This is a genomic window from Streptomyces sp. NPDC107500, from assembly GCF_055582785.1.
Map to the genome: position 1 here is coordinate 847046 of NZ_JBVJPF010000002.1, position 20808 is coordinate 867853.

Sequence of the window (20808 nt, forward strand, 5' to 3'; positions counted from 1 at the left end):
GCGGGCGCCGTCGATCCACCGATACTCTTGACAGGTGACCGACGCCCACGAAACCGCAGCAGACCGCCCACTGCGAACCACCGGAGGCGCTCCTCCGGACGACGCCGGATCTTCTGCGAGTCAGGCGCCGACCCCCTTGCTCGAACCACGCGAGGGCATTCCGCCGGTGATCGCCGACGCCGACGCCCTCGCCGAGGTGACCGCCGCCTTCGCCGCCGGCCACGGCCCCGTCGCCGTGGACGCCGAGCGTGCCTCCGGGTACCGCTACGGGCAGCGGGCGTACCTGGTGCAGCTGCGCCGGGAGGGCGCCGGGAGCGCGCTGATCGACCCGGTGGCCTGCCCCGACCTGTCCGGACTCGGCGCGGCCGTCGCCGACGTGGAGTGGGTGCTGCACGCCGCCACCCAGGACCTGCCGTGCCTGCGCGAAATAGGGATGGTCCCCACGCGCATCTTCGACACCGAGCTGGCCGGGCGGCTCGCCGGGTTCCCGCGGGTCGGCCTCGGCGCGATGGTGGAGAACGTCCTGGGCTTCGTCCTGGAGAAGGGCCACTCGGCCGTCGACTGGTCCACCCGCCCGCTGCCCGAGCCCTGGCTGCGCTACGCCGCGCTCGACGTCGAGCTGCTCGTCGACCTGCGGGACGCGCTGGAGAAGGAGCTGGACCGGCAGGGCAAGCTGGAGTGGGCCCGGCAGGAGTTCGACGCGATCGCGTCCGCGCCGCCGCCCGAGCCGCGCAAGGACCCGTGGCGGCGCACGTCCGGCATGCACAAGGTGCGCCGGCGCCGGCAGCTGGCCGTGGTGCGGGAGCTGTGGCAGGCCCGGGACCGGATCGCGCAGCGCCGGGACGTCTCCCCCGGCAAGGTGCTCGGGGACGCCGCCATCGTCGAGGCGGCGCTCGCGCTGCCGGCCGACGCGCAGGCGCTGTCCGCGCTGAACGGCTTCGGGCGGGTCAGCCGCCGGCAGCTGGAGCAGTGGCAGGTGTCGGTCGACCGGGCCAAGGCGCTCTCCGAGTCGCAGCTGCCGCAGCCCGGCCAGCCCGTGACCGGTCCCCCGCCGCCGCGGGCCTGGGCCGACAAGGACCCGGCCGCCGCGGCCCGGCTCTCCGCGGCGCGCGCGGCGGTGACGGCGCTCGCCGAGCAGCTCGCCATGCCGCAGGAGAACCTGATCACGCCGGACACGGTGCGCCGGGTCTGCTGGGAGCCGCCGGCCGCGGTCGACGCCGGCTCGGTGGCGGCCGCCCTGGCCGGACACGGGGCCCGGCCCTGGCAGGTGGAGCAGGTGACGCCGGTGCTGGTCACCGCGCTGACCTCCGCGGCGGACCCGCGCTGAGCCGTCCGGCGGACCCGCGCCGAGCCTCCGCGTGCCCCCGACGGTGTGACGTTCGCCGCTCCCGCCGGGGGGACTGGGCAGCTACGTTACTCATAAGTAGCATGGGGCTGAGCGCGCGCTCAGTGCATGCGTGCCGCAGCAGTGCCACCCCGCACCCTGGAGGAGAGCCATCGTGCCTCGTACCGTCAGGGACGTCGTCTTCGTAGACGGCGTCCGCACCCCGTTCGGCAAGGCGGGCCCGAAGGGCGTCTACCACGAGACCCGCGCCGACGACCTGGTCGTGAAGGCGATCCGGGAGCTGCTGCGCCGCAACCCCGGTCTCGACCCGAAGAAGGTCGACGAGGTCGCCGTCGCCGCCACCACGCAGGTCGGCGACCAGGGCCTGACCATCGGCCGGATGGCCGGCATCCTCGCCGGTCTGCCCCAGTCGGTGCCCGGCTACGCGATCGACCGCATGTGCGCGGGCGCGCTGACCGCCGTCACCACCGTGGCCGGCTCGGTCGCCTTCGGCGCGTACGACGTCGCCATCGCGGGCGGTGTGGAGCACATGGGCCGCCACCCGATGGGCGAGGGCGCCGACCCCAACCCGCGGTTCGTCTCCGAGAAGCTGGTCGACGAGTCCGCCCTCTTCATGGGCATGACCGCGGAGAACCTGCACGACCGCTACCCGAGCATCACCAAGCGGCGCGCCGACGAGTACGCCGTGCGCTCGCAGGAGAAGGCCGCCAAGGCGTACGCCAACGGCCAGATCCAGGCCGACCTGGTGCCGGTCTCGGTGCGCCGCACCAACGCGGAGGCGGGTGAGACGGGCTGGGGCCTGGTCACCGCCGACGAGCCGATGCGTCCGGGCACCACGCTGGAGAACCTGTCCGGCCTCAAGACGCCGTTCCGCGTGCACGGCCGGGTCACCGCGGGCAACGCGGCCGGTCTGAACGACGGCGCCACCGCCTCGATCATCGCGAGCGAGGACTTCGCCCGCGAGCACGACCTGCCGGTCAAGATGCGCCTGGTCTCGTACTCCTTCGCGGGCGTCGAGCCGGAGGTCATGGGCTACGGACCGATCCCGGCGACGGAGAAGGCGCTGGCCCAGGCCGGCCTCTCCATCGACGACATCGGCCTGTTCGAGATCAACGAGGCCTTCGCCGTCCAGGTCCTCGCCTTCCTGGAGCACTACGGCATCGCCGACAACGACGCGCGCGTGAACCAGTACGGCGGCGCCATCGCCTTCGGCCACCCGCTGGCCTCCTCCGGCGTACGTCTGATGACGCAGCTGGCCCGCCAGTTCGAGGAGCAGCCGCACGTCCGCTACGGCCTGACCACCATGTGCGTCGGCTTCGGCATGGGCGCGACCGTCATCTGGGAGAACCCGCACTTCGAGGGGGACAAGTGAGCACCACCGCAGAGCTTTTGAAGGGTGCCGCCGAGCTGTTCCCCGGCGAGGTCGTCACCCAGGCGCACGTGCGCCACTTCGACCTCCCCCTGGGCGCCGGGCGCTTCGCCCTGATCACCCTGGACAACGGCCACGACCACACCAAGCCGACCACGCTCGGCCCGCAGTCGCTCGCGAACATCGACGCCGCGATCGACCAGGTCGAGAAGGAGGCCGCGGACGGCGACATCGTCGGCGTCGGCGTCACCGGCAAGCCGTTCATCTTCGCCGTCGGCGCCGACCTCAAGGGCGTCGAGCTGCTGAAGCGGCACGAGGACGCGCTGGCCATCGGCAAGGGCGGCCACGACGTCCTCAAGCGGCTGTCGAAGCTGGCGGTGCCGTCCTTCGCGTACTACAACGGCGCCTCCATGGGCGGCGGCGTGGAGATCGGCCTGCACTGCTCCTACCGGACGGTCTCCGCGGCCCTCCCGGCGTTCTCGCTCCCCGAGGTCTTCCTCGGCCTGGTCCCCGGCTGGGGCGGCTGCACCCTGCTGCCGAACCTGATCGGCGCGGACAAGGCCGTCTCGGTGATCATCGAGAACAGCCTGAACCAGAACAAGCAGCTCAAGGGCAAGCAGGTCTACGAACTCGGCATCGCGGACGCGCTGTTCGAGGGCGCGGACTTCCTGGAGCAGTCGCTGATCTGGACGGCGTCCGTCCTCAAGGGCGAGATCGCCGTCGAGCGTCCGGTGATCGACCGCGGCGACGCCTGGGACCAGGCCGTCGCGAAGGGCCGCTTCATCGCGGACGGCAAGGTGCACGGCGCCGCCCCGGCCGCCTACCGCGCCCTGGACATCATCGCCACCGCCAAGAACGGCGACCTCCAGCAGGGCTTCGACGCCGAGGACCAGGCGCTCGCCGACCTGATCATGGGCGGCGAACTGCGGTCCGGCATCTACGCCTTCAACCTGGTGCAGAAGCGCGGCAAGCGCCCCGCGGGCGCCCCGGACAAGTCGCTGGCCCGCCCGGTCACCAAGGTCGGCGTGGTCGGCGCCGGCCTGATGGCCTCCCAGCTCGCGCTGCTCTTCCTGCGCCGCCTGGAGGTCCCGGTCGTCCTCACCGACATCGACCAGGAGCGCGTCGACAAGGGTGTGGGCTACGTCCACGCCGAGATCGACAAGCTGCTCGGCAAGGGCCGGATCAACCAGGACAAGGCGAACCGGCTGAAGGCCCTGGTCTCCGGCGTCCTGGACAAGGCCGAGGGCTTCGCGGACGCCGACTTCGTCATCGAAGCGGTCTTCGAGGAGATGGGCGTCAAGCAGAAGGTCTTCGCCGAGGTCGAGGCGGTCGCCCCGGCGCACGCGATCCTCGCGACGAACACCTCCTCCCTCTCCGTCTCGGAGATGGCGTCGAAGCTGAAGCACCCCGAGCGGGTCGTCGGTTTCCACTTCTTCAACCCGGTCGCGATCCTGCCGCTGCTGGAGATCGTCCGCGGTGAGCAGACCGACGAGGCCTCGCTGGCCACGGCGTTCGGCGTCGCCAAGAAGCTGAAGAAGACCGCGGTCCTCGTCAAGGACGCCCCGGCGTTCGTCGTGAACCGCATCCTGACCCGCTTCATGGGCGAGATCCAGAACGTCATCGACGAGGGCACGCCGGTGGCCGTCGCGGAGAAGGCGGTGGAGCCGCTCGGCCTGCCGATGTCCCCGCTGGTCCTGCTGGAGCTGGTCGGTCCCGCGATCGGCCTGCACGTCTCGGAGACCCTCAACGGGGCCTTCCCCGAGCGCTTCACGGTCTCCCCGAACCTCAAGGCGGTCGTCGAGGCCGGCAAGCGCGGCTTCTACGTCTACGACAGCGGCAAGCCCGAGCTGGACCCCGAGGTCGCCGCGCTCCTCAAGCAGGGCGACACCGTCCTGTCGGAGGAGCAGGTGCGGGCGCGGGTGCTGGACGCGGTCGCCCAGGAGATCGGCCTGATGCTCGACGAGGGCGTCGTCGCCGAGGCCCAGGACATCGACCTCTGCCTGATCACCGGCGCCGGCTGGCCCTTCCACCTGGGCGGCATCACGCCGTACCTGGACCGCGAGGGCGTCTCGCAGCGGGTGAACGGGAAGCCGTTCCTGGAGGCTGGCGTGGCGAGCGTGCCCGCGTAGGTCTCCGTACGACGAGAGGGCCCCCGCCGCGTACGGCGGGGGCCCTCTCGCGTGCGGGGGGGGCGGGTCAGTAGCCGTACGGTGTCGCGCCCGCCGTGACGTGCGCGACGGCGAAGGGGACCGGCGTCGCCGGGGACTCGTTTCCCGCCGTGTCCACGGCGAAGACCTCCACCGTGTGCCGGCCCTCCTGCCACGGCCAGCCGGAGTCCCAGGCCCAGCGTCCGTCGACCGCGACCGGGCTCCCGCCCAGGAGCGTGCCGCCGGCCCGGAACCCCACCTGCGCGGCACCCCTGGCCAGGCCGGTGAAGCGCACGGCCGACCCGCCGATCTGCTCGTACGCCACCGGGGAGTGGACGGTGGGCGCGGGCAGCCCGCCGCCCATGGGCGCGAGGTCCAGGGGCGCCGCGGGCTGGGCCGGGAGCGCGCCCGCACCGGCGGCCGGGGCGCCGGCCACCGCGGTGAACGGGACGGCGGTGCCCCTGGTCTTGCGGCCCTCGGCGTCCCAGGCGACGGCCTTCACCAGGTGCTTGCCCTTGCTCCACGGCTTGTCCCGCTGCCAGGACCAGGTGCCGTCCGCGGCCACGGCCGCCTTGCCCAGGAACTTGCCGTGCTCCCACAGGCTCACGCGTACCGCGCCCAGGGCGGTGCCGGTGAAGTACACGCCGTTCGTGGGCAGTTCGGTGTCCGGTGCCGGGTGGGAGACCACCGGCATGGCGATGGTGCTGGGCCGCTCGGCCGAGGTGGCGGACAGATAGCCGCTGATCGCCGAGGTGTCGCGGTCCGGCTCCTCGTACCCGTTGCGCACCATGCCCAGCCGTGGGGCGAGCCCGTCGGAGAGCATGTTGACGAGGCCCATCAGGAAGGGCACGTTGCGTCGGGTGACGTCCGAGTGGCGGGTGATGTGCGGGGATTCGCTGTAGACGAGGTTGAAGTTGTCGTACCCCTGGAAGAGGCCGAGGAAGGGTTCGACCTGCTCCTGGTACTGCTCGTCCTGCGGCGAGGTGAGCAGGTAGATGTTGGACTGCCGGCCCACGCCCGAGCGCACCAGGTCCGGGAGGAGCGCGTCGACCGTCCGGACGTTCTCCTCCGGCACCCCCTCGCCCAGCATGAACCGGGCGACCTTGGGGTGCACCGTCTTCACGTAGGTGCCGATGAGGAACTGCGGCACGATGGAGACGATGTTGCCGAACCCGTAGCGCAGGCCGAAGTAGAGGGCCGCGCTGCCGCCCTTGGAACCGCCCCACAGCGTGACGCGGTCCGGGGTCAGGTCGAGGGCGTTCATCACCTTGGAGACGACCCCGATCACGGACTGCTCCAGGGAGAAGTCCATCCCCTCGCACAGGTAGTAGCTCCGCATGCCGCGGAACCGGTCACGGATCCAGAGGATGTTGGCCCGGACCGGGTTGAGGACGCCGTTCGACCAGCCGTAGTCGTCGGGGACGCCGAAGTTGGAGAACACGACGAGGAGATGGCGGTTGCCGCCCTTCCCGTGCGTGAACCGGTACTCGACGGGATACGCGCCCGAGGTGTCGATCCCGCTGATCAGCTCGCGTGCTTTCGGCGGTGCAGTCGGCATGTGTGGCTTCCACTCGTAAGTTGTTCGTCGTCCGGACCGTCGTTGCTCAGTACCGCGGCGGGAGGTGGCCGACGGGCACGGCCGCGTGCAGGACCGTGAAGGCGGCCGCGGCCGGGGCGGACTCCGCGCCGTGCGCGTCCGCCCCGACCACCTCGACCAGGTGCGTCCCCTCCGGCCACGACCAGCCCGGGTCCCAGCCCCAGACGCCGTCCGGCGCGACCGCCACCGCGCCCAGCGGCACGCCGTTCTCCCGGAAACCGACCTGGACCGCGCCCGGCGCGGTCCCGTGGAAGGCGACCGACGGCCCCACCTGCTGCCCCGGTCCCGGTACGGCGACGACCGGCGGGGTCGGCCCCGTGGGGACGGGGCGGTCGACCACCGAGAAGGGCACCTCGACCCGGCTGGAGTGGAAGCCCGCCGGGTCGACCGCGAAGATCTTGACCAGGTGCTTGCCGGTCGCCCACGGCTTGGCCGGCGCCCAGGACCAGGAGCCGTCGGCCGCGACCTCGGGCGACGCCACGAACTTGCCGTTCTGCCACATGCTGACCCGCACCGCCCCTTGGGCCGTCCCGGCGAAGCGGAGGCCGGTGGCGGGCGCCTCGCCGTTGTAGTCCGGGGCCGTCACCACGGGCGGCGCGAACGCGTCGGCGCCCTGCACCTTCGAGGTGGCGGAGAGGTAGGCCTCGATGTCCGACGTCTCCCGGTCGAACTCCTCGGCGGCGTGGCGCACGAACCCGAGGCGCGGAGCGTAGCCGTCGGCGAGCAGGTTCAGCAGACCGACGAGCGCCGGGACGTTCCGCCGGGTGACCGTGGCGTGGCCGGTGATCGTCGGCGACTCGCTGTACAGGAAGTTGAAGTTGTCGTAGCCCTGGAACATGCCGAGGAACGGCTCCACCTGCACCGCGTAGTGCTCGTCCTGGGGCGAGGAGAGCACGTAGATGTTGGCGGCGCTGTTCGCGCGGGCCCGCACCAGGTCGGGGAGGAGGGCGTCGAGGAACCGGGCGTTGTGCGCCGGGGCGCCTTCGCCCAGCATGTAGGCGGAGACCTTCGGGTGCCGCCGCTCCAGGGCGTCGCCGACGAGGAACTGCGGCACGATGGCCACGATGTTCCGGTACCCGTACCGCAGCCCGAAGTACAGCGCGGCGCTGCCGCCCTTGGAGCCGCCCCACAGAGTGACCTGGTCCGGCGTCAGGCCCAGCGAACGCGTGACGTTCGAGATGAGGGTCTGCACCGAGTCAGCCAGGCCGAAGTCCATGTTCCGGCACAGGTAGTAGGCGTTCATCCCGTCGAAGCGGTCGCGGATCCAGAGGATGTTGGCGCGTACGTTGTCGAAGACGCCGTTGCACCAGCCGTAGTCCTCGGGCGCGGAGAAGTTGGCGAACACCACGACGAGGTGGCGGTTGCCGCTCTTGGCGTGCGAGAACCGGTACTCGACGGGAAACGCGCCCGACGCCTCGATCCCGTTGAACATCTTCCGCGCGGGCGCCTTGGACATGTACGGAACTCCACTCTCATGACCGCCCCCGTAGGCCGGTTCGGTCGATCGGACATGATGTCGGGATGCCTCTGCCGGACTTCCCGCTCCTCACCGGCCCGCGCCGACGTCGCGGCCTCGTCGCCGTGGCCTCGGTGCTCGCGCTGTCGGCGCTCCTGGTCACGCTGGTGCCGGCGCTGACCGCGAGGGGGACGGTGCGGTCCCTCCCGGCGGAGCGCGTCCTGACCGTGGCGTCCTGGAACATGTGCGGCGTGCGGCGGTGGAACTGCGCGGAGACCGGCGGTGCCGCCGCCAAGAGGCGGGCGGTGGAACGGCTCGTCGGCGAGGGTGCCGACGTGGTGCTGCTCCAGGAGGCGTGCGCCGCCGAGGCGGAGTCGGTCCGCGACGCCCTCGGCGGTTCCTGGCAGCTCGCCTTCCGTCCCTACACCTCGCGCGACCGGTCCGGGCGTTCCGGCGCGGTGCGGTGCGACGGGCGCGGGCAGGGCGCGGCCGGCCTCGCCCTGCTCTCGGCCCACCCGCTGTCCTCGGTGCGGTCGGTGCCCTCGCGCCAGCCGGTGGCCGGACTGGGGCGCGGCATCCTGTGCGCGACGGTCGGCAAGGCCGGCGTCCGGGTGTGCAACGCCCACCTGAGCCTGCCCGGCAGCGATCTGGCGCATCCCGGCCGGGAGTACCGCGACGACCAGTTGCGGGCGCTGGTCGCGGCGGTGCCGCGGCGACGCACGGTGTTCGGCGGTGACTTCAACCTGAACCCGCCGAGCGTCCGCAACGCGTCCCGCTGGGTGTGGCCCGACGCCGTCTACCGCGTCTACCGGGAGTGCGACCAGGACTTCGCCGCCGACCGCTCCGGGCGCCCGACGCACGAGTCCGGTCACAAGCTGGACTATCTGTTCACCGGCCTGCCCAGGTCCGGCTGCACGGTGCGCGACACCGGCGTCTCCGACCACCGCGCGCTGCTGGTCCGGGTGGACACCGGCTGAGGGCCCGCCGAGTACCGGAGTCATACGACCGCGCCCTCGAAGGTCCGCCCGCCGGGCATGAGCTGCGGAGGGCCGGCGTGCTCCGGCCCGGGCTGCGAGGGCACGGTACCGACCACGGGCGCGGCGGCGGGCCCCGGTTGCACCGTCCGGCGCGGCGCGGTGAACCAGTTCCCGGCACGGCCCTGGACCGGCGTCATGGGCCGCCCCGCCTGCCGGGTGTCGACGGTGCCCACGGCCGGTGCCTGCGCCTGCCCGGGATCGAGGTCGCCGCCCGCCACGAGCATCCGGTCGGCGAGCCGCGCGGAGGCGTAACCGTCGTCCAGGTCGCAGAACTCGCGCTGGAACCAGCGGTACCGGTCGGCGTAGGCCTCCTCGATCCGGTCGATCCGTTCGACGGCCGTCACCAGCGCCTCGGAGGTGTGCAGGAGGGGGCCGGGGGCGCTGCTAGCGAAGTCGAAGTAGAAGCCGCGCAGGGTGTCCCGGTAGTGGTCCAGGTCGTAGGTGAAGAAGAGGATGGGCCGCCCGGTGTTGACGTAGTCGAACATCAGGGAGGAGTAGTCCGTGATCATGATGTCGGTGATCAGGGAGAGTTCGGCCATGTCCGGGTAGTCGGAGACGTCGAAGACGAAGCCGTCGCCGGCGCCGGGCACCGGGTCCACGACATTGGGGTGGCGGCGGACCAGGAGGACGTGGTCGTCGCCCAGCCGGGCGCGGGCGTCCGCGAGGTCGATACGGAAGTCCAGCTTGTACTTGCCGGGCGCGTAGTACTGGTCGTCGCGCCAGGTGGGCGCGTACATCACGACCCGCTTGCCCTCGGGCAGGCCGATGCGGCGGCGGATCTCCCGCTCCCGCTCCTCGGTGCCGGACAGCCGGAGGATGTCGTTGCGGGGGTAGCCCGACTCGACCATCTCGCCGGGGAAGCCGAAGGCGCGCTGGAGGATCGGGGTGGAGAAGCTGTTGGGCGAGACCAGCATGTCCCAGTTCCGCACCTCCTTCTCGACCCGTTCCAGGTAGCGCTGGTCGGCGAAGTGGATGGACTCGATGTCGTGGCCGATCTTCTTCAGCGGGGTGCCGTGCCAGGTCTGCACGACGATCTGGCCGTCGCGCCGCTGGAACCAGTCGGGGAGGTGGTTGTTGGCGACGACGTACCGGCTGGTGGCCAGGGCCTCGTACCACTCGGGCGACCACATGCGGATCGGGATCGCGCTGGGCGGCACCTCCACCTGGTCGTCGCGCACCACCCACAGCTGTTCGAGGTCGGTTCCGCGCCGGAGCAGTTCCTCGTGCAGGGCGCGGGGGCTGTCCGAGTACTGGGTGCCCTTGAAGGCGTCGAAGAGGACGGCGGGGCGCACCCGTTGCCGGCGGGCCGCCGGGTACGCCTTGGTGCGCAGCAGCTTCTGGCGGTAGGGGCCGCGGGCGTAGTCGGGCATGGCGGAGTGGACGAGCAGGGAGAGCCGGTCGTACGCCTCGGCCTGGAGTTCGTAGCGGCGCTCGTCCTCCTCGTACTCCTCGGGGAAGGCGGCGACGAGATCCTGTTCGATCTTCACCATCAGGTCTTCGAGGCGGTCCTCGCGGGCCACCGCCGAGAGGTCCTGCCGGCGCAGGAAGAAGTCCCAGCGGCCGGCCGCGAGCGGGATGTCGCCGGCCAGCGTCCGCATGGCGGCCGGGCTGACCAGGGACCGGAACGCGTTGCCGTCCCACTCGACGGGGACCTCGCGCTCCGCGCCGTGCGCCCGGGAGCGGACCACCAGGTGGGCGTCCCGGTACTCGCGCGACGAGAGCCGGTCCGCGGCCAGGTAGCGGCCGTGGATCTCCAGCGAGCCGTCCTGATGCCAGGAGAATCGATTCACCGTCGGCAGGGTGGCGCGCTCGAAGAGGACGAGGTAGCCCGAGCCGTTGCGGTGCACCACGACCTCGCGGTCGCCCTCCCGGGTCTGTAGCGAGCCGGGCATCCGGTAGTGGCCGTCGGGCGTCTCCTCCGCCATCACCGGGTAGAGGGCGCCCTTGCGGCCCTCCACGTGGAGGGTCGTCTTCCAGCCGTTGCTGCCCATGCTCCAGGACTCCGGGATGTCCGCGTCGGCCTGGGCGTCGGCCCGGAAGGCCGGCACCAGCGAGCGCAGCGGGAGCCTGGCGGAGAAGGTGCACCAGCCCTCGCCGCCCGCCGTGAAGTACACGCGGCCGTCGTGCTGGCCCGCGCCGCTGAGGCTGGTGACGCGCAGCTTGCCCCACTCCGGCACGCGCGGCCCGAGGTAGACCCCGCGCACCTCCAGCTGGTCGCCGGTCACGCGGTGGCCGGTGATCCGGCAGCGGACGATCTCGACCCGGAGCTTCAGCTTGCCCTGGAGGAAGACCGGAAGGATGCGGGTGTTCTTGTCGACATAGCGGTACGGCGGGTTGGCGGAGCTTCCCGCACCGCCGCGGTCGATGCCCCGGTAGCGGAACAGCCCGCGGCTGAGGACACCGGCGGCCACGTCCCAGGTCCCCTCGACCCACTGGCCCTTGCGCTTGAGCCGGGTCGTGTCGATCCGGGCCTCGAAGCCGGCCCAGTCGTAGCAGTAGCGGTTCTGGTTGGAGTGTTCGGTGGCCTGGGGCGCGTAGGTGGTCTTCGCCGGGGTGATCACCATCCGCCCCTGCTTCTTGTTCCGCAGGGCGAGCGCCTTCACCGACATGTGCCGCTTGTGCACGTTGATGAAGCGCACGTACGCGCTCCCGGTGAGGGTCAGCAGATGGCCGTTGGTGCTCCAGCGGGCCCCGCCGAGCGAGCCGTGCAGGGAGAGTTCCTTGTCGAGCCGGAACGCCTTCTTGTCGAGGCCGACCCCGCGGTCCCCGAGGTAGGGGTACTTCAGGTAGCGCCGGAAGCGGCGCTGGACCGGCATCGGACCGCCGCGCCGCTCGAACTCGATGACCTCCAGCAGCTCGGCCAGCCGCCACTCGCGCACCAGCAGCCACTTGACCCGGGCGTCCGCGGGCAGTTCGTCGATGATGGTCAGGTCGGTCTCGTCGAGGAACTCGTTGGCCCACCGCATGAACGACTGCCGGTACTCCTCGTCCGCGTCCGGCAGCACCTTGAGGTGCAGCATCAGGTCGGACTTCAGGCAGGCGAGGTCGTACTTGCGCTTGCTCTCCTCGTACTGGCGCGAGCGGCGGTCGGCCAGGAAGCGGCTGACCGACTGGACCGCCGCGACCCGGTCCCGCAGGTTGGACAGCTCGGTGTGGCGCTGGGTGATCGAGGGCGCGGCCCCGCCCTCGCGGCGGCGCCAGAAGTACACGATGTCGGTGACGACGTCGACCTTGGCGGCGCGGAAGTGGGCGTACATGTTGACCCAGGAGTCCTCGTACATGACGCCCTCGGGGAACGCGATGTAGTGGTAGTCCCAGAAGGTGCGCCGGAACATCTTGTTCCAGACGGTGCGGTCGTAGATCAGCGCCTCGAACCGGGTGATGTGCGTGCCCCGCCGGTTCTTCTGCATCGGACCCTTGTGCAGGGGTGACTGCCACTTCTTGGTGGAGTTCATCATCTGCACGTTGCCCGAGACGAAGTCCGACTCGGACCCCTCCAGGGTGCGGACCAGCAGGCCGTAGGCGTACTCGGGGATGACGTCGTCCCCGTCGACGAAGGCGAGGAACTCCCCCTGGGGGTGCATGGCGCGCAGGCCGGTGTTGCGGGCGTGCCCGGGGCCCTGCGCCTCCTGGCGGATCATCCGGAAGCGCGGGTCGGCGGCGCAGAAGTCGGCGGCGATCCGCGAGGAGCCGTCGGTGGAGCCGTCGTCGACGAGGATCACCTCGAAGTCACGGAACGACTGCCGCGCGATCGACTCCAGGCATTCGGCGAGATAGGTCTCGACGTCCTGAAAGGGCACGACGATGCTCAAACGCGGGTGATCCACCAACTCGTACTCCTACCAAGACATTTCGCCCAGCGGGCTGCCGAACAGTCCGCACTGGACGCCCCTCCCCTGTCCGACGCGGCCACGGCCCCCACCGTGAACGGCCACACCGGAAACCCCTGCCGGCCAGAAAGCCCCCCTTCACAGCCGTCACAGGTTCGCCACATCTTATGTCACCCTTAAGGCTGGTCAAGGGGAGTTAATGTGGCGTACATCGCTGTTACCCGCTATGGTTCCCCGCTCGCAAAATAACTGGGCGTGAGCACATATAGTGCTCGCACTGACACGACCGCCCAGCGGGCCGGCCTCCCCCCACCCGGGCCCTGCGACTCCGCCACCGCGGAGCCCGTGAGGAGAGGAACCCACCACCATGACGCACAGCGCCACCACGGAGCCTCGGCGTGCCCGCCGGGCCGCGCCGGACGGCGGTCGCCGCGCGCCACGCCGCCGCAGACGCTGGGGACGGATCGTCCTGCTGTCGCTCGTCGTGCTCCTGCTCGCCCTCGGCGGCACCGGCTACTGGCTCTACAGCGGCCTGAACGGGAACATCGACGGGGTCGACCTGGACAAGGCCCTCGGCACCGACCGTCCGGAGAAGCTGCCGACGTCGGGACAGAACCTGCTGGTCCTCGGCTCGGACTCGCGCGCCGGCGACAACGCCTCGCTCGGCACCGGCAAGGTCGCCGGGGCCCGTTCGGACACCGCCCTGGTGGTGCACATACCCGAGGGCCGCAAGCAGGCCGTCGCCGTGAGCATCCCGCGCGACACCCTGGTCACCCGCCCCGCGTGCGAGAAGTCCGACGGCTCCGCCCTGCCGGAGGCGGAGCGCGTGATGTTCAACTCCGTGTACTCGCAGGCCGGTCCGGCCTGCGTGGTCAAGACCGTGGAGAAGATGTCCGGCGTCCGCATGGACCACTACATGGAGATCGACTTCGCCGGGTTCAAGGGCCTGGTCGACGCCATCGGCGGGGTGCCCGTCACCGTCGAGGAGCCCATCAAGGACCCCGCGAGCGGCCTCGACCTGAGCGCCGGCACCCACACACTCGACGGCACCGAGTCCCTGGCCTTCGTGCGCACCCGGCACGGGGTGGGCGACGGCAGCGACCTCGGCCGCATCGGGCTCCAGCAGCAGTTCCTGATCGCGCTGCTGAGCGAGGTCAAGAAGCAGGACCTGCTGGGCAGCCCCACCAAGACGTACAAGATCGCCGACAGCCTCACCACCGCGCTCACCACGGACTCCGAACTGGCCTCGCTGACCAGCCTGGCGGAGTTCGCGCGCAGCATGAACGGGGTCGACCCCGCCACCATGGAGACGATCATGCTGCCGGTGGCGTACGACAAGACCGACCCGAACCGGGTCGTGGCCGCCGAGCCGCAGGCCGCCGACTTGTGGAAGGCCGTCCGGTCGGACTCCGAGATCCCCGAGTCCGCCAAGAAGTCGCCCGCGACGGGCGGCTGATTCCCCGCCAGGACGTCCGCACGGGACGGCCGCGGGACGCCGACCGCTCGGGCGGCCGCTCAGGCGGTCGCTCAGGCGCCGAGGGTTCGCCAGCGGGTGAGGGCGAGGCCGGTGCCGTCGTCCTGGCGGGCCACCTTCGGGATGCCGTCGGCCCCGATCAGCGCCATCACCACGCGCCCGTGCCCATCGCGGGCCAGGGCCGGTGCGCCCTGGCACGACTCGGTCAGGGCGTACCACCAGAATCCGCCGGTCTCGTTCTCCGTGGCACCCATGCCGAACAGCGCGGAGCCGTCCCGGGTCCGGTGGGCGAGGACGACGCAGTCGTAGCCGTCCACGGCCGTGCGCAGGGAGGCGTACGGCCGTTCGGCCGGCGATCCGCCCAGCGCGGCGGGCCAGTCGCCCTCCCGCCACGCGGCCGCGCCGCCGCTCTCGGCGTCGGTCCAGAAGTACGTGGCCCGGTCCGGCCCGGTCTCCACCGCGGTGACCGTGCCCGGCACCGGGCGCAGGGCGAGGCCCTGGGGCCCGGCGAAGTCGCCGCCCGGTTCGTTCTGGCGCCACAGCAGGACGCCCGAAGCGGAGACGGCGCAGACCTCCAGCCGGCCGCCGGACAGCGCGACCGGCGCGGGCGGTCCGTCGATCCCGTTGCCGCGCAGGTCCTCCCAGGCGCGCCACTTGCCGTTCGGCGCCTCGCGGCGCAGCGACAGGCCGCCGTTCGCGTTGCGTACGAAGACGTGCACCGTGCCGTCGGACGCGACCGCCCCCACGGGCACCCCGAGTCCCCGGCCCTCGGCGCGGTCGCGGTGCGGGTTGCCCAGCGAGCGCCACTCGGTGAAGGCCAGTCCGGTCTGGTACTGGATGGCGTGCACGACGTCCACGCCCGGCGCGCCGTCGGACCGCTCGCGCTCCCGGCGGCCCAGGAAGTGGACGTAGGTGTCCGCCCCCTGCACCACCGTCAGGTCGGTCAGCCCCGCGACGGGCACGAAGTGCGGCCCGCTCCAGTCCGGGCCGCCCACGGCGGTCTCCGTCCAGCGCACCAGGCCGCCCTCGGCGGGCAGGTAGAGGCTGAGGCGGCCGTCCCTGCCGAGGGTGAGCCAGTCGCCGTGCGGCGGTCCGGCCGCGCCGTCGTGCCCGCGCTCCGCGGTGCCGGGCCCGACCCGGCCGGCCGTGCCGACCGGGGCCGCCGACTTTCTCCGCATGGCCTGCTGCACCTTCCTGAAGCCCGCCGTGTCACGGACAGGGACCGTCGAACGCGGAACATCATATGCCGTTCGTTCACCAGTTCCCCATGTGTCCGTCACCGGGCCGCCGGGTGGCGTCAGACGGCCTGCCACGCTCCCAGCGCCAGCCCCGCCTCGTCCTTCCGCCGGGCGAGGTGGAGCTGCCCCGTGGACGGGGCGAGGGTCGCGGCCACCAGGCGGCCGTCGGCGTCCAGCGCCAGGGAGACCGTCGCGTCGGCCGGGAGCGCGGGGCCCGACTCGGTCCAGGCCGCGCCCATCTCCTCCAGTTCCGAGGGGTACGCGGCGAAGGCGACCCGGCCGCTGCCCGCCGAGCGCTGGGCGACCACCGTGCAGTCGTGACCGTCTATGACACAGCGGACGGCGGAGACGGGGCCGGGTCCCGCGGCGGCCACCAGGGGCGTGGGCTTGCCGCCGGGGCGCCAGGCGCACAGCTCACCGGTGCCGTCGTCGGTGTACAGGACGGTGGTGTGCCCGGCGGAGGTCGCGAGCGCGCGCAGGGTGCCCGGGCGGACCGCCGCGTCGAGGCGCTCCCCCAGCACCGGCCGCGCACCCGCCTTGTCCTGACGCCAGTGCAGGATGCCGTCCGGGACGGGCGCGTACACCTCGACCAGGCCGGTCTCGGCCGTCGCCGCCGTGGGCGCCTCCTGGACGCCGCGGCCCTTCAGGTCGCGCCAGGGGTCCCAGCCGCCCTTCTCCTTCTGGGCCACCATGCTCAGGCCGCCGCCCCCGTTGCGGACGAAGACGTGGGCGCGCCCCTGGGCGTCGACCGCGACGGCCGGCGTTCCGGTGCGGTCGCCCTGCTTGTTGGGGTGGCCGGCCGGCTCCCAGTCCAGGGGGGCGAGCAGCGGCCGGAAGTGCGTGGTGTGCACGAGTCCGGACCGGTCGGCGCCGGTCGGCCGCCAGGCGACCAGATGGGCGTAGCCGTCGGGGCCCCTGCCGACCGCGAGGCCGGGGCGCAGTGCCTGGTCGCCGCCGAGCCGTCGCGGGGCCTCCCAGGCGCCCGCGGGCACGCGTTCGGCACGCCAGAGGGCGGCGTCGTCGGTCGGCAGGTACACGCTGAGGCGGCCGTCGCGGCCGAGGAGAAGCCAGTCGCCATTCACCGCATCACTGTAAGCGGGGGCACCGGCTCCGTGTCGATCGGGTGCCGTCGAGGGGCGGCGGCCGCGTGCGACCCTGACCGCATGGACGACAACGCACCCCTGCTCGTGATCGTCGACGCCGCGAACGTGGTCGGCTCGGTGCCCGACGGCTGGTGGCGCGACCGGCGCGGGGCCGCGGAGCGCCTGCGCGACCGCCTGGCGGCGGACGGAGTGCCGGGTCACACCGGTCCGGTGGAGATCGTGCTGGTGGTGGAGGGCGCGGCCCGCGGGGTGGAGTCCGTCGACGGCGTACGGGTCGAGTCGGCACCCGGCAGCGGGGACGACCACATGGTCGGCCTGGTCGAACGGGCCGCCGACCGGCGCCCCGTCCTGGTCGTGACGGCCGACCGCGAGCTGCGCCGCCGGGTGGCGGAACTGGGAGCGGAGGTGACGGGGCCTCGGACCGTACGGCCCCGGTGACGGCGAGCGCCCGGTCCCGGAGCGACTCCTCCGGGACCGGGCGCCGCCTTCGTCCGGCTACTGGCCGGCCGGGGGTGCCGGGGTCTCCTCGCCGGTGGCCAGACGGCTGTGGTTGCGGCTGTAGAGGAAGTACACGACGACGCCGATGGCCATCCAGATGCCGAACCGGACCCAGGTCTCGGCGGGCAGGTTCAGCATCAGCCAGAGCGACGCGGCCACCGACACGATCGGCAGCACCGGAACCAGCGGGGTGCGGAAGGCGCGCGGCAGGTCCGGGCGGGTCCGGCGCAGGATGATCACGCTGATCGCCACGATGACGAACGCGAACAGCGTGCCGATGTTCACCAGCTCGGCCAGCTCGCTCAGGCTGGTGAAGCCCGCCACGATCGCGATGATCACGCCGAGCAGGATGGTCGGCCGGTACGGCGTCCGGAACTTCGGGTGGACGCGGGAGAAGAAGCGGGGCAGCAGCCCGTCGCGGCTCATCGCGAAGAACACCCGGGTCTGGCCGAGCAGCAGGATCATGCACACCGTGGTCAGGCCGACGGCGGCGCCGAAGCTGATCACGCCGGCGAAGAACGGGTGCCCGGTGGACTTGAAGGCGTCGGCGAGCGGGGCGTCGACGGACAGTTCGCTGTAGTGCTGCATGCCGGTGACGACGATCGAGACGGCGACGTAGAGGGCGGTGCAGATGAACAGCGAGCCGAGGATGCCGCGGGGCATGTCCCGCTGCGGGTTGCGGGTCTCCTCGGCGGCCGTGGCGACGATGTCGAAGCCGATGAAGGCGAAGAAGACGACCGAGGCCGCGGTGAAGATGCCCATGACGCCGAAGTTCGCCGGTGCCCAGCCGAACATCAGCTGGATCAGTGGCGAGTCGAGCCCCGCCCCGGCATCCACCGGCTGCGACTTCGGGACGAACGGGTCGTAGTTGGAACCCTTGATGAAGAAGGCACCCGCGATGATCACGATGAGGACGACGGTCACCTTGATGGCGACGACCAGCGAGGTGATCCGCGCCGAGAGCTTCATGCCGAGGACGAGGATGCCGGTGAGCACCAGCACCAGGGCGGCGGCGAGGATGTCGAAGCCGAAGCCGTCGGCCCCGTCCCGGCCGCCCAGGGTCTCGGGGAACGTCACGCCGGCGTTGTCGAAGAACGAACGGATGTACCCCGACCAGCCGACGGCCACCACCGCCGTGCCCAGCGCGAACTCCAGGACCAGGTCCCAGCCGATGATCCACGCGGGCAGTTCGCCGAGCGAGGCGTAGGAGAAGGTGTAGGCGGAACCCGCCACCGGGACGGTGGAGGCGAACTCGGCATAGCAGAGCGCGGCGAGCCCGCACACCACACCGGCGACCACGAACGCCAGGGCCACGGAGGGCCCGGCGTTGTTCTTGGCGACCGTGCCGGTGAGTACGAAGATGCCGGTGCCGATGATGACACCGACGCCGAAGACGGTCAGATCCAGCGCGGACAGGGATTTCTTGAGCGCGTGCTCCGGTTCCTCCGTGTCCCGGATCGACTGTTCGATCTTCTTGGTCCTGAAAAGACTGCTGTTGCTCACGCGTACCTCCGACGCTTGTCGTCCCCGACATGATCGAGAGGGGGGCGTACTGCGTATGCCCCGGCGTGAGCCGATTCACGCGGATGGGCCGGTTTCACCACCGCAACGGGTGGAGAGACCGGCCCATCGGCGCAACAGCGCCGGCGTCCCGTCAGTCGCGGGCCGCCTGCACGGCGTCCGCGTCGGCGCCCGTGCGGTCGTAGCGGCCGTCGAGCTTGGCCACCAGACCGGTGACCTGGCGGGCGATGTCGGGCGCGGTGAGCCCGATCTCGGCCAGGACCTCGGCGCGGGAGGCGTGGTCGAGGAAGCGCGGCGGGATGCCGAAGTCGCGCAGCGGCACGTCCATGCCCGCGTCGCGCAGCGCCTGGGCGACGGCGGAGCCGACACCGCCGACGCGCGAGTTGTCCTCGACGGTGACGACCACGCGGTGGCGCTCGGCGAGGGGCGCCATGGCCTCGTCGACCGGCTTCACCCAGCGCGGGTCGACCACGGTGGTGGAGATGCCCTGCTTGTCCAGCAGGTCCGCCACCTCCAGGCACATCGGCGCGAGCGCGCCGACGGACACCAGCAGGACGTCCGGGGTGTCGGTGCCGGGGGCGCGCAGCACGTCCATGCCGCCGACGCGGCCGACGGCGGGCACGGCGGGGCCGACCGCGCCCTTGGAGAAGCGGACCACGGTCGGCGCGTCGTCGACCTCGACGGCCTCGCGCAGCTGGGCGCGGACCTGGTCGGCGTCGCGCGGGGCGGCCAGCCGCAGGCCGGGGACGACCTGGAGGATCGACATGTCCCACATGCCGTTGTGGGAGGCGCCGTCGGTGCCGGTGACACCGGCGCGGTCCAGCACGAAGGTGACGCCGCACTTGTGCAGGGCCACGTCCATCAGCACCTGGTCGAAGGCGCGGTTGAGGAAGGTGGCGTACACCGCGAAGACCGGGTGCACCCCGCCGTGGGCGAGGCCGGCCGCGGAGACCGCGCCGTGCTGCTCGGCGATGCCGACGTCGTAGACGCGGTCCGGGAAGGCCTTGGCGAACTTGTCGAGGCCGACCGGCTGGAGCATGGCGGCCGTGATGGCGACCACGTCCTCCCGCTCCTCGCCGATCTTCACCATCTCCTCACCGAAGACGCTGGTCCAGTCGGCGCCCGAGGTGGAGATGGGCAGGCCGGTGTCGGGGTGGATCTTGCCGACGGCGTGGAAGCGGTCCGCCTCGTCCTGGAGGGCGGGCTGGTAGCCGCGGCCCTTCTCGGTGAGGCAGTGCACGATGACCGGACCGCCGAAGCGCTTGGCGCGGGTGAGCGCGGACTCCAGGGCCTCCAGGTCGTGGCCGTCGATCGGGCCGACGTACTTCAGGCCGAGGTCCTCGAACATGCCCTGCGGGGCGATGAAGTCCTTCAGGCCCTTCTTGGCGCCGTGCAGGGTGTCGTAGAGCGGGCGGCCGACGACCGGGGTGCGCTCCAGGACCTCCTTGGTGCGGGCCAGGAAGCGCTCGTAGCCGTCGGTGGTGCGCAGGGTCGCCAGGTGGTTGGCGAGGCCGCCGATGGTGGGCGCGTAGGAGCGCTCGTTGTCGTTGACGACGATGACGAGGGGGCGGTCCTTGGCGGCGGCGATGTTGTTCAGCGCCTCCCAGGCCATGCCGCCGGTGAGCGCGCCGTCGCCGATGACGGCGACCACGTGGTCGTCGCGGTCGAGGACCTGGTTGGCCTTGGCGATGCCGTCGGCCCAGCCGAGGACCGTGGAGGCGTGGCTGTTCTCGATGACGTCGTGCTCGGACTCGGCCTGCGCGGGGTAGCCGGACAGGCCGCCCTTCATCTTCAGCCTGGAGAAGTCCTGGCGGCCGGTGAGCAGCTTGTGCACGTAGGACTGGTGGCCCGTGTCCCAGAGCACCTTGTCCTTCGGGGAGTCGAAGACGCGGTGCAGGGCGAGGGTGAGTTCCACCACGCCGAGGTTGGGGCCGAGGTGGCCGCCGGTCTTGGACACGGCGTCGACCAGGAAGGTGCGGATCTCCTCTGCCAGGCCGCCCAGCTCTTCCAGGCTGAGCCGGTCCAGATCGCGCGGTCCCGTGATGCGGGTCAGCAGCGGCACCCGTGCCTCCTTGCAGTAGAGCTGTTGCCGGGCCTGCCCGAGTCTAATGTTCCGCCGTGGCGGAACGTGTCCGGGCGGTGCGTCGTACGTCACGCGTTCGGCCTTACCCAGCGGCGGACCGTTCTACGACT

13 protein-coding genes are annotated in these 20808 nt (G+C 71.9%); 6 read left to right on the plus strand and 7 right to left on the minus strand.

Features of this window, described 5'->3' with window-relative positions:
- Positions 1-34 precede the first annotated feature (34 nt).
- The 3 genes from ACZ67M_RS09905 (at position 35) to ACZ67M_RS09915 (ending at position 4843) form a co-directional block, all read left to right on the plus strand.
- Positions 35-1327 (plus strand): HRDC domain-containing protein, encoded by a 1293-nt coding sequence (locus ACZ67M_RS09905; RefSeq protein WP_392012367.1) that lies wholly within the window; start codon positions 35-37, stop codon positions 1325-1327.
- 172 nt (positions 1328-1499) lie between these two features.
- The gene (locus ACZ67M_RS09910; protein ID WP_469850363.1) at positions 1500-2717 is read left to right on the plus strand and encodes an acetyl-CoA C-acyltransferase; all 1218 of its coding nucleotides are present in this window, start codon (positions 1500-1502) and stop codon (positions 2715-2717) included.
- Complete coding sequence (locus ACZ67M_RS09915) at positions 2714-4843, plus strand: 3-hydroxyacyl-CoA dehydrogenase NAD-binding domain-containing protein (RefSeq protein ID WP_361364649.1); 2130 nt, start codon at positions 2714-2716, stop codon at positions 4841-4843. Before ACZ67M_RS09910 ends, ACZ67M_RS09915 begins: the two co-directional genes overlap by 4 nt.
- 67 nt (positions 4844-4910) lie before the next feature.
- Here ACZ67M_RS09915 and ACZ67M_RS09920 read toward each other — a convergent pair whose 3' ends face one another.
- Both ACZ67M_RS09920 and ACZ67M_RS09925 read right to left on the minus strand, forming a co-directional pair.
- Entirely contained in the window at positions 4911-6419 is a 1509-nt protein-coding gene (locus tag ACZ67M_RS09920; RefSeq protein WP_385799077.1) for a hypothetical protein, read from the minus strand.
- Between the two features lie 46 nt (positions 6420-6465).
- The gene (locus tag ACZ67M_RS09925; RefSeq protein WP_392012370.1) at positions 6466-7914 is read right to left on the minus strand and encodes a hypothetical protein; all 1449 of its coding nucleotides are present in this window, start codon (positions 7912-7914) and stop codon (positions 6466-6468) included.
- A 65-nt stretch (positions 7915-7979) separates the two neighbouring features.
- On the opposite strand from ACZ67M_RS09925, the gene ACZ67M_RS09930 reads away from it, so the two are divergent.
- Positions 7980-8891, plus strand: a complete 912-nt coding sequence (locus ACZ67M_RS09930; protein WP_469850366.1) for an endonuclease/exonuclease/phosphatase family protein — start codon at positions 7980-7982, stop codon at positions 8889-8891.
- 20 nt (positions 8892-8911) lie between these two features.
- On the opposite strand, the gene ACZ67M_RS09935 is transcribed toward ACZ67M_RS09930, so the two are convergent.
- Positions 8912-12751, minus strand: coding sequence for a bifunctional glycosyltransferase/CDP-glycerol:glycerophosphate glycerophosphotransferase (locus tag ACZ67M_RS09935; RefSeq protein ID WP_469850367.1), 3840 nt, complete (start codon positions 12749-12751; stop codon positions 8912-8914).
- A gap of 397 nt (positions 12752-13148) precedes the next feature.
- Between ACZ67M_RS09935 and ACZ67M_RS09940 the strand changes: the two genes are divergently transcribed.
- On the plus strand, positions 13149-14237 hold the full coding sequence (locus ACZ67M_RS09940; protein ID WP_469850368.1) for an LCP family protein: 1089 nt from the start codon (positions 13149-13151) through the stop codon (positions 14235-14237).
- Positions 14238-14308: 71 nt separating this feature from the next.
- On the opposite strand, the gene ACZ67M_RS09945 is transcribed toward ACZ67M_RS09940, so the two are convergent.
- Both ACZ67M_RS09945 and ACZ67M_RS09950 read right to left on the minus strand, forming a co-directional pair.
- Positions 14309-15433 carry a PLL family lectin gene (locus tag ACZ67M_RS09945; RefSeq protein WP_469850370.1) on the minus strand — a complete coding sequence of 375 codons (1125 nt, stop codon included), beginning with the start codon at positions 15431-15433 and terminating at the stop codon, positions 14309-14311.
- Positions 15434-15552: 119 nt separating this feature from the next.
- Positions 15553-16575: a DUF8189 domain-containing protein gene (locus ACZ67M_RS09950; protein WP_392101175.1), complete on the minus strand. Its 1023-nt coding sequence runs from the start codon at positions 16573-16575 to the stop codon at positions 15553-15555.
- Between the two features lie 81 nt (positions 16576-16656).
- On the opposite strand from ACZ67M_RS09950, the gene ACZ67M_RS09955 reads away from it, so the two are divergent.
- A complete protein-coding gene (locus ACZ67M_RS09955) occupies positions 16657-17034 on the plus strand; it encodes a PIN domain-containing protein (protein WP_469850373.1) in 378 nt (125 codons plus the stop codon).
- Positions 17035-17091: 57 nt separating this feature from the next.
- On the opposite strand, the gene ACZ67M_RS09960 is transcribed toward ACZ67M_RS09955, so the two are convergent.
- Both ACZ67M_RS09960 and dxs read right to left on the minus strand, forming a co-directional pair.
- Positions 17092-18597, minus strand: coding sequence for an amino acid permease (locus ACZ67M_RS09960; protein ID WP_392012383.1), 1506 nt, complete (start codon positions 18595-18597; stop codon positions 17092-17094).
- Between the two features lie 151 nt (positions 18598-18748).
- Positions 18749-20677, minus strand: a complete 1929-nt coding sequence (gene dxs, locus ACZ67M_RS09965) for a 1-deoxy-D-xylulose-5-phosphate synthase (protein ID WP_469850375.1) — start codon at positions 20675-20677, stop codon at positions 18749-18751.
- Between the last annotated feature and the right edge of the window lie 131 nt (positions 20678-20808).

Excerpts from the sequence above, each read along its gene's own strand:
- ACZ67M_RS09920 (WP_385799077.1), bottom strand. The coding sequence starts at position 6,419 with ATGCCGACTGCACCGCCGAAAGCACGCGAGCTGATCAGCGGGATCGAC.
- ACZ67M_RS09925 (WP_392012370.1), bottom strand. The coding sequence starts at position 7,914 with ATGTCCAAGGCGCCCGCGCGGAAGATGTTCAACGGGATCGAGGCGTCG.
- ACZ67M_RS09930 (WP_469850366.1), top strand. The coding sequence starts at position 7,980 with ATGCCTCTGCCGGACTTCCCGCTCCTCACCGGCCCGCGCCGACGTCGC.
- ACZ67M_RS09940 (WP_469850368.1), top strand. The coding sequence starts at position 13,149 with ATGACGCACAGCGCCACCACGGAGCCTCGGCGTGCCCGCCGGGCCGCG.
- ACZ67M_RS09945 (WP_469850370.1), bottom strand. The coding sequence starts at position 15,433 with ATGCGGAGAAAGTCGGCGGCCCCGGTCGGCACGGCCGGCCGGGTCGGG.
- ACZ67M_RS09955 (WP_469850373.1), top strand. The coding sequence starts at position 16,657 with ATGGACGACAACGCACCCCTGCTCGTGATCGTCGACGCCGCGAACGTG.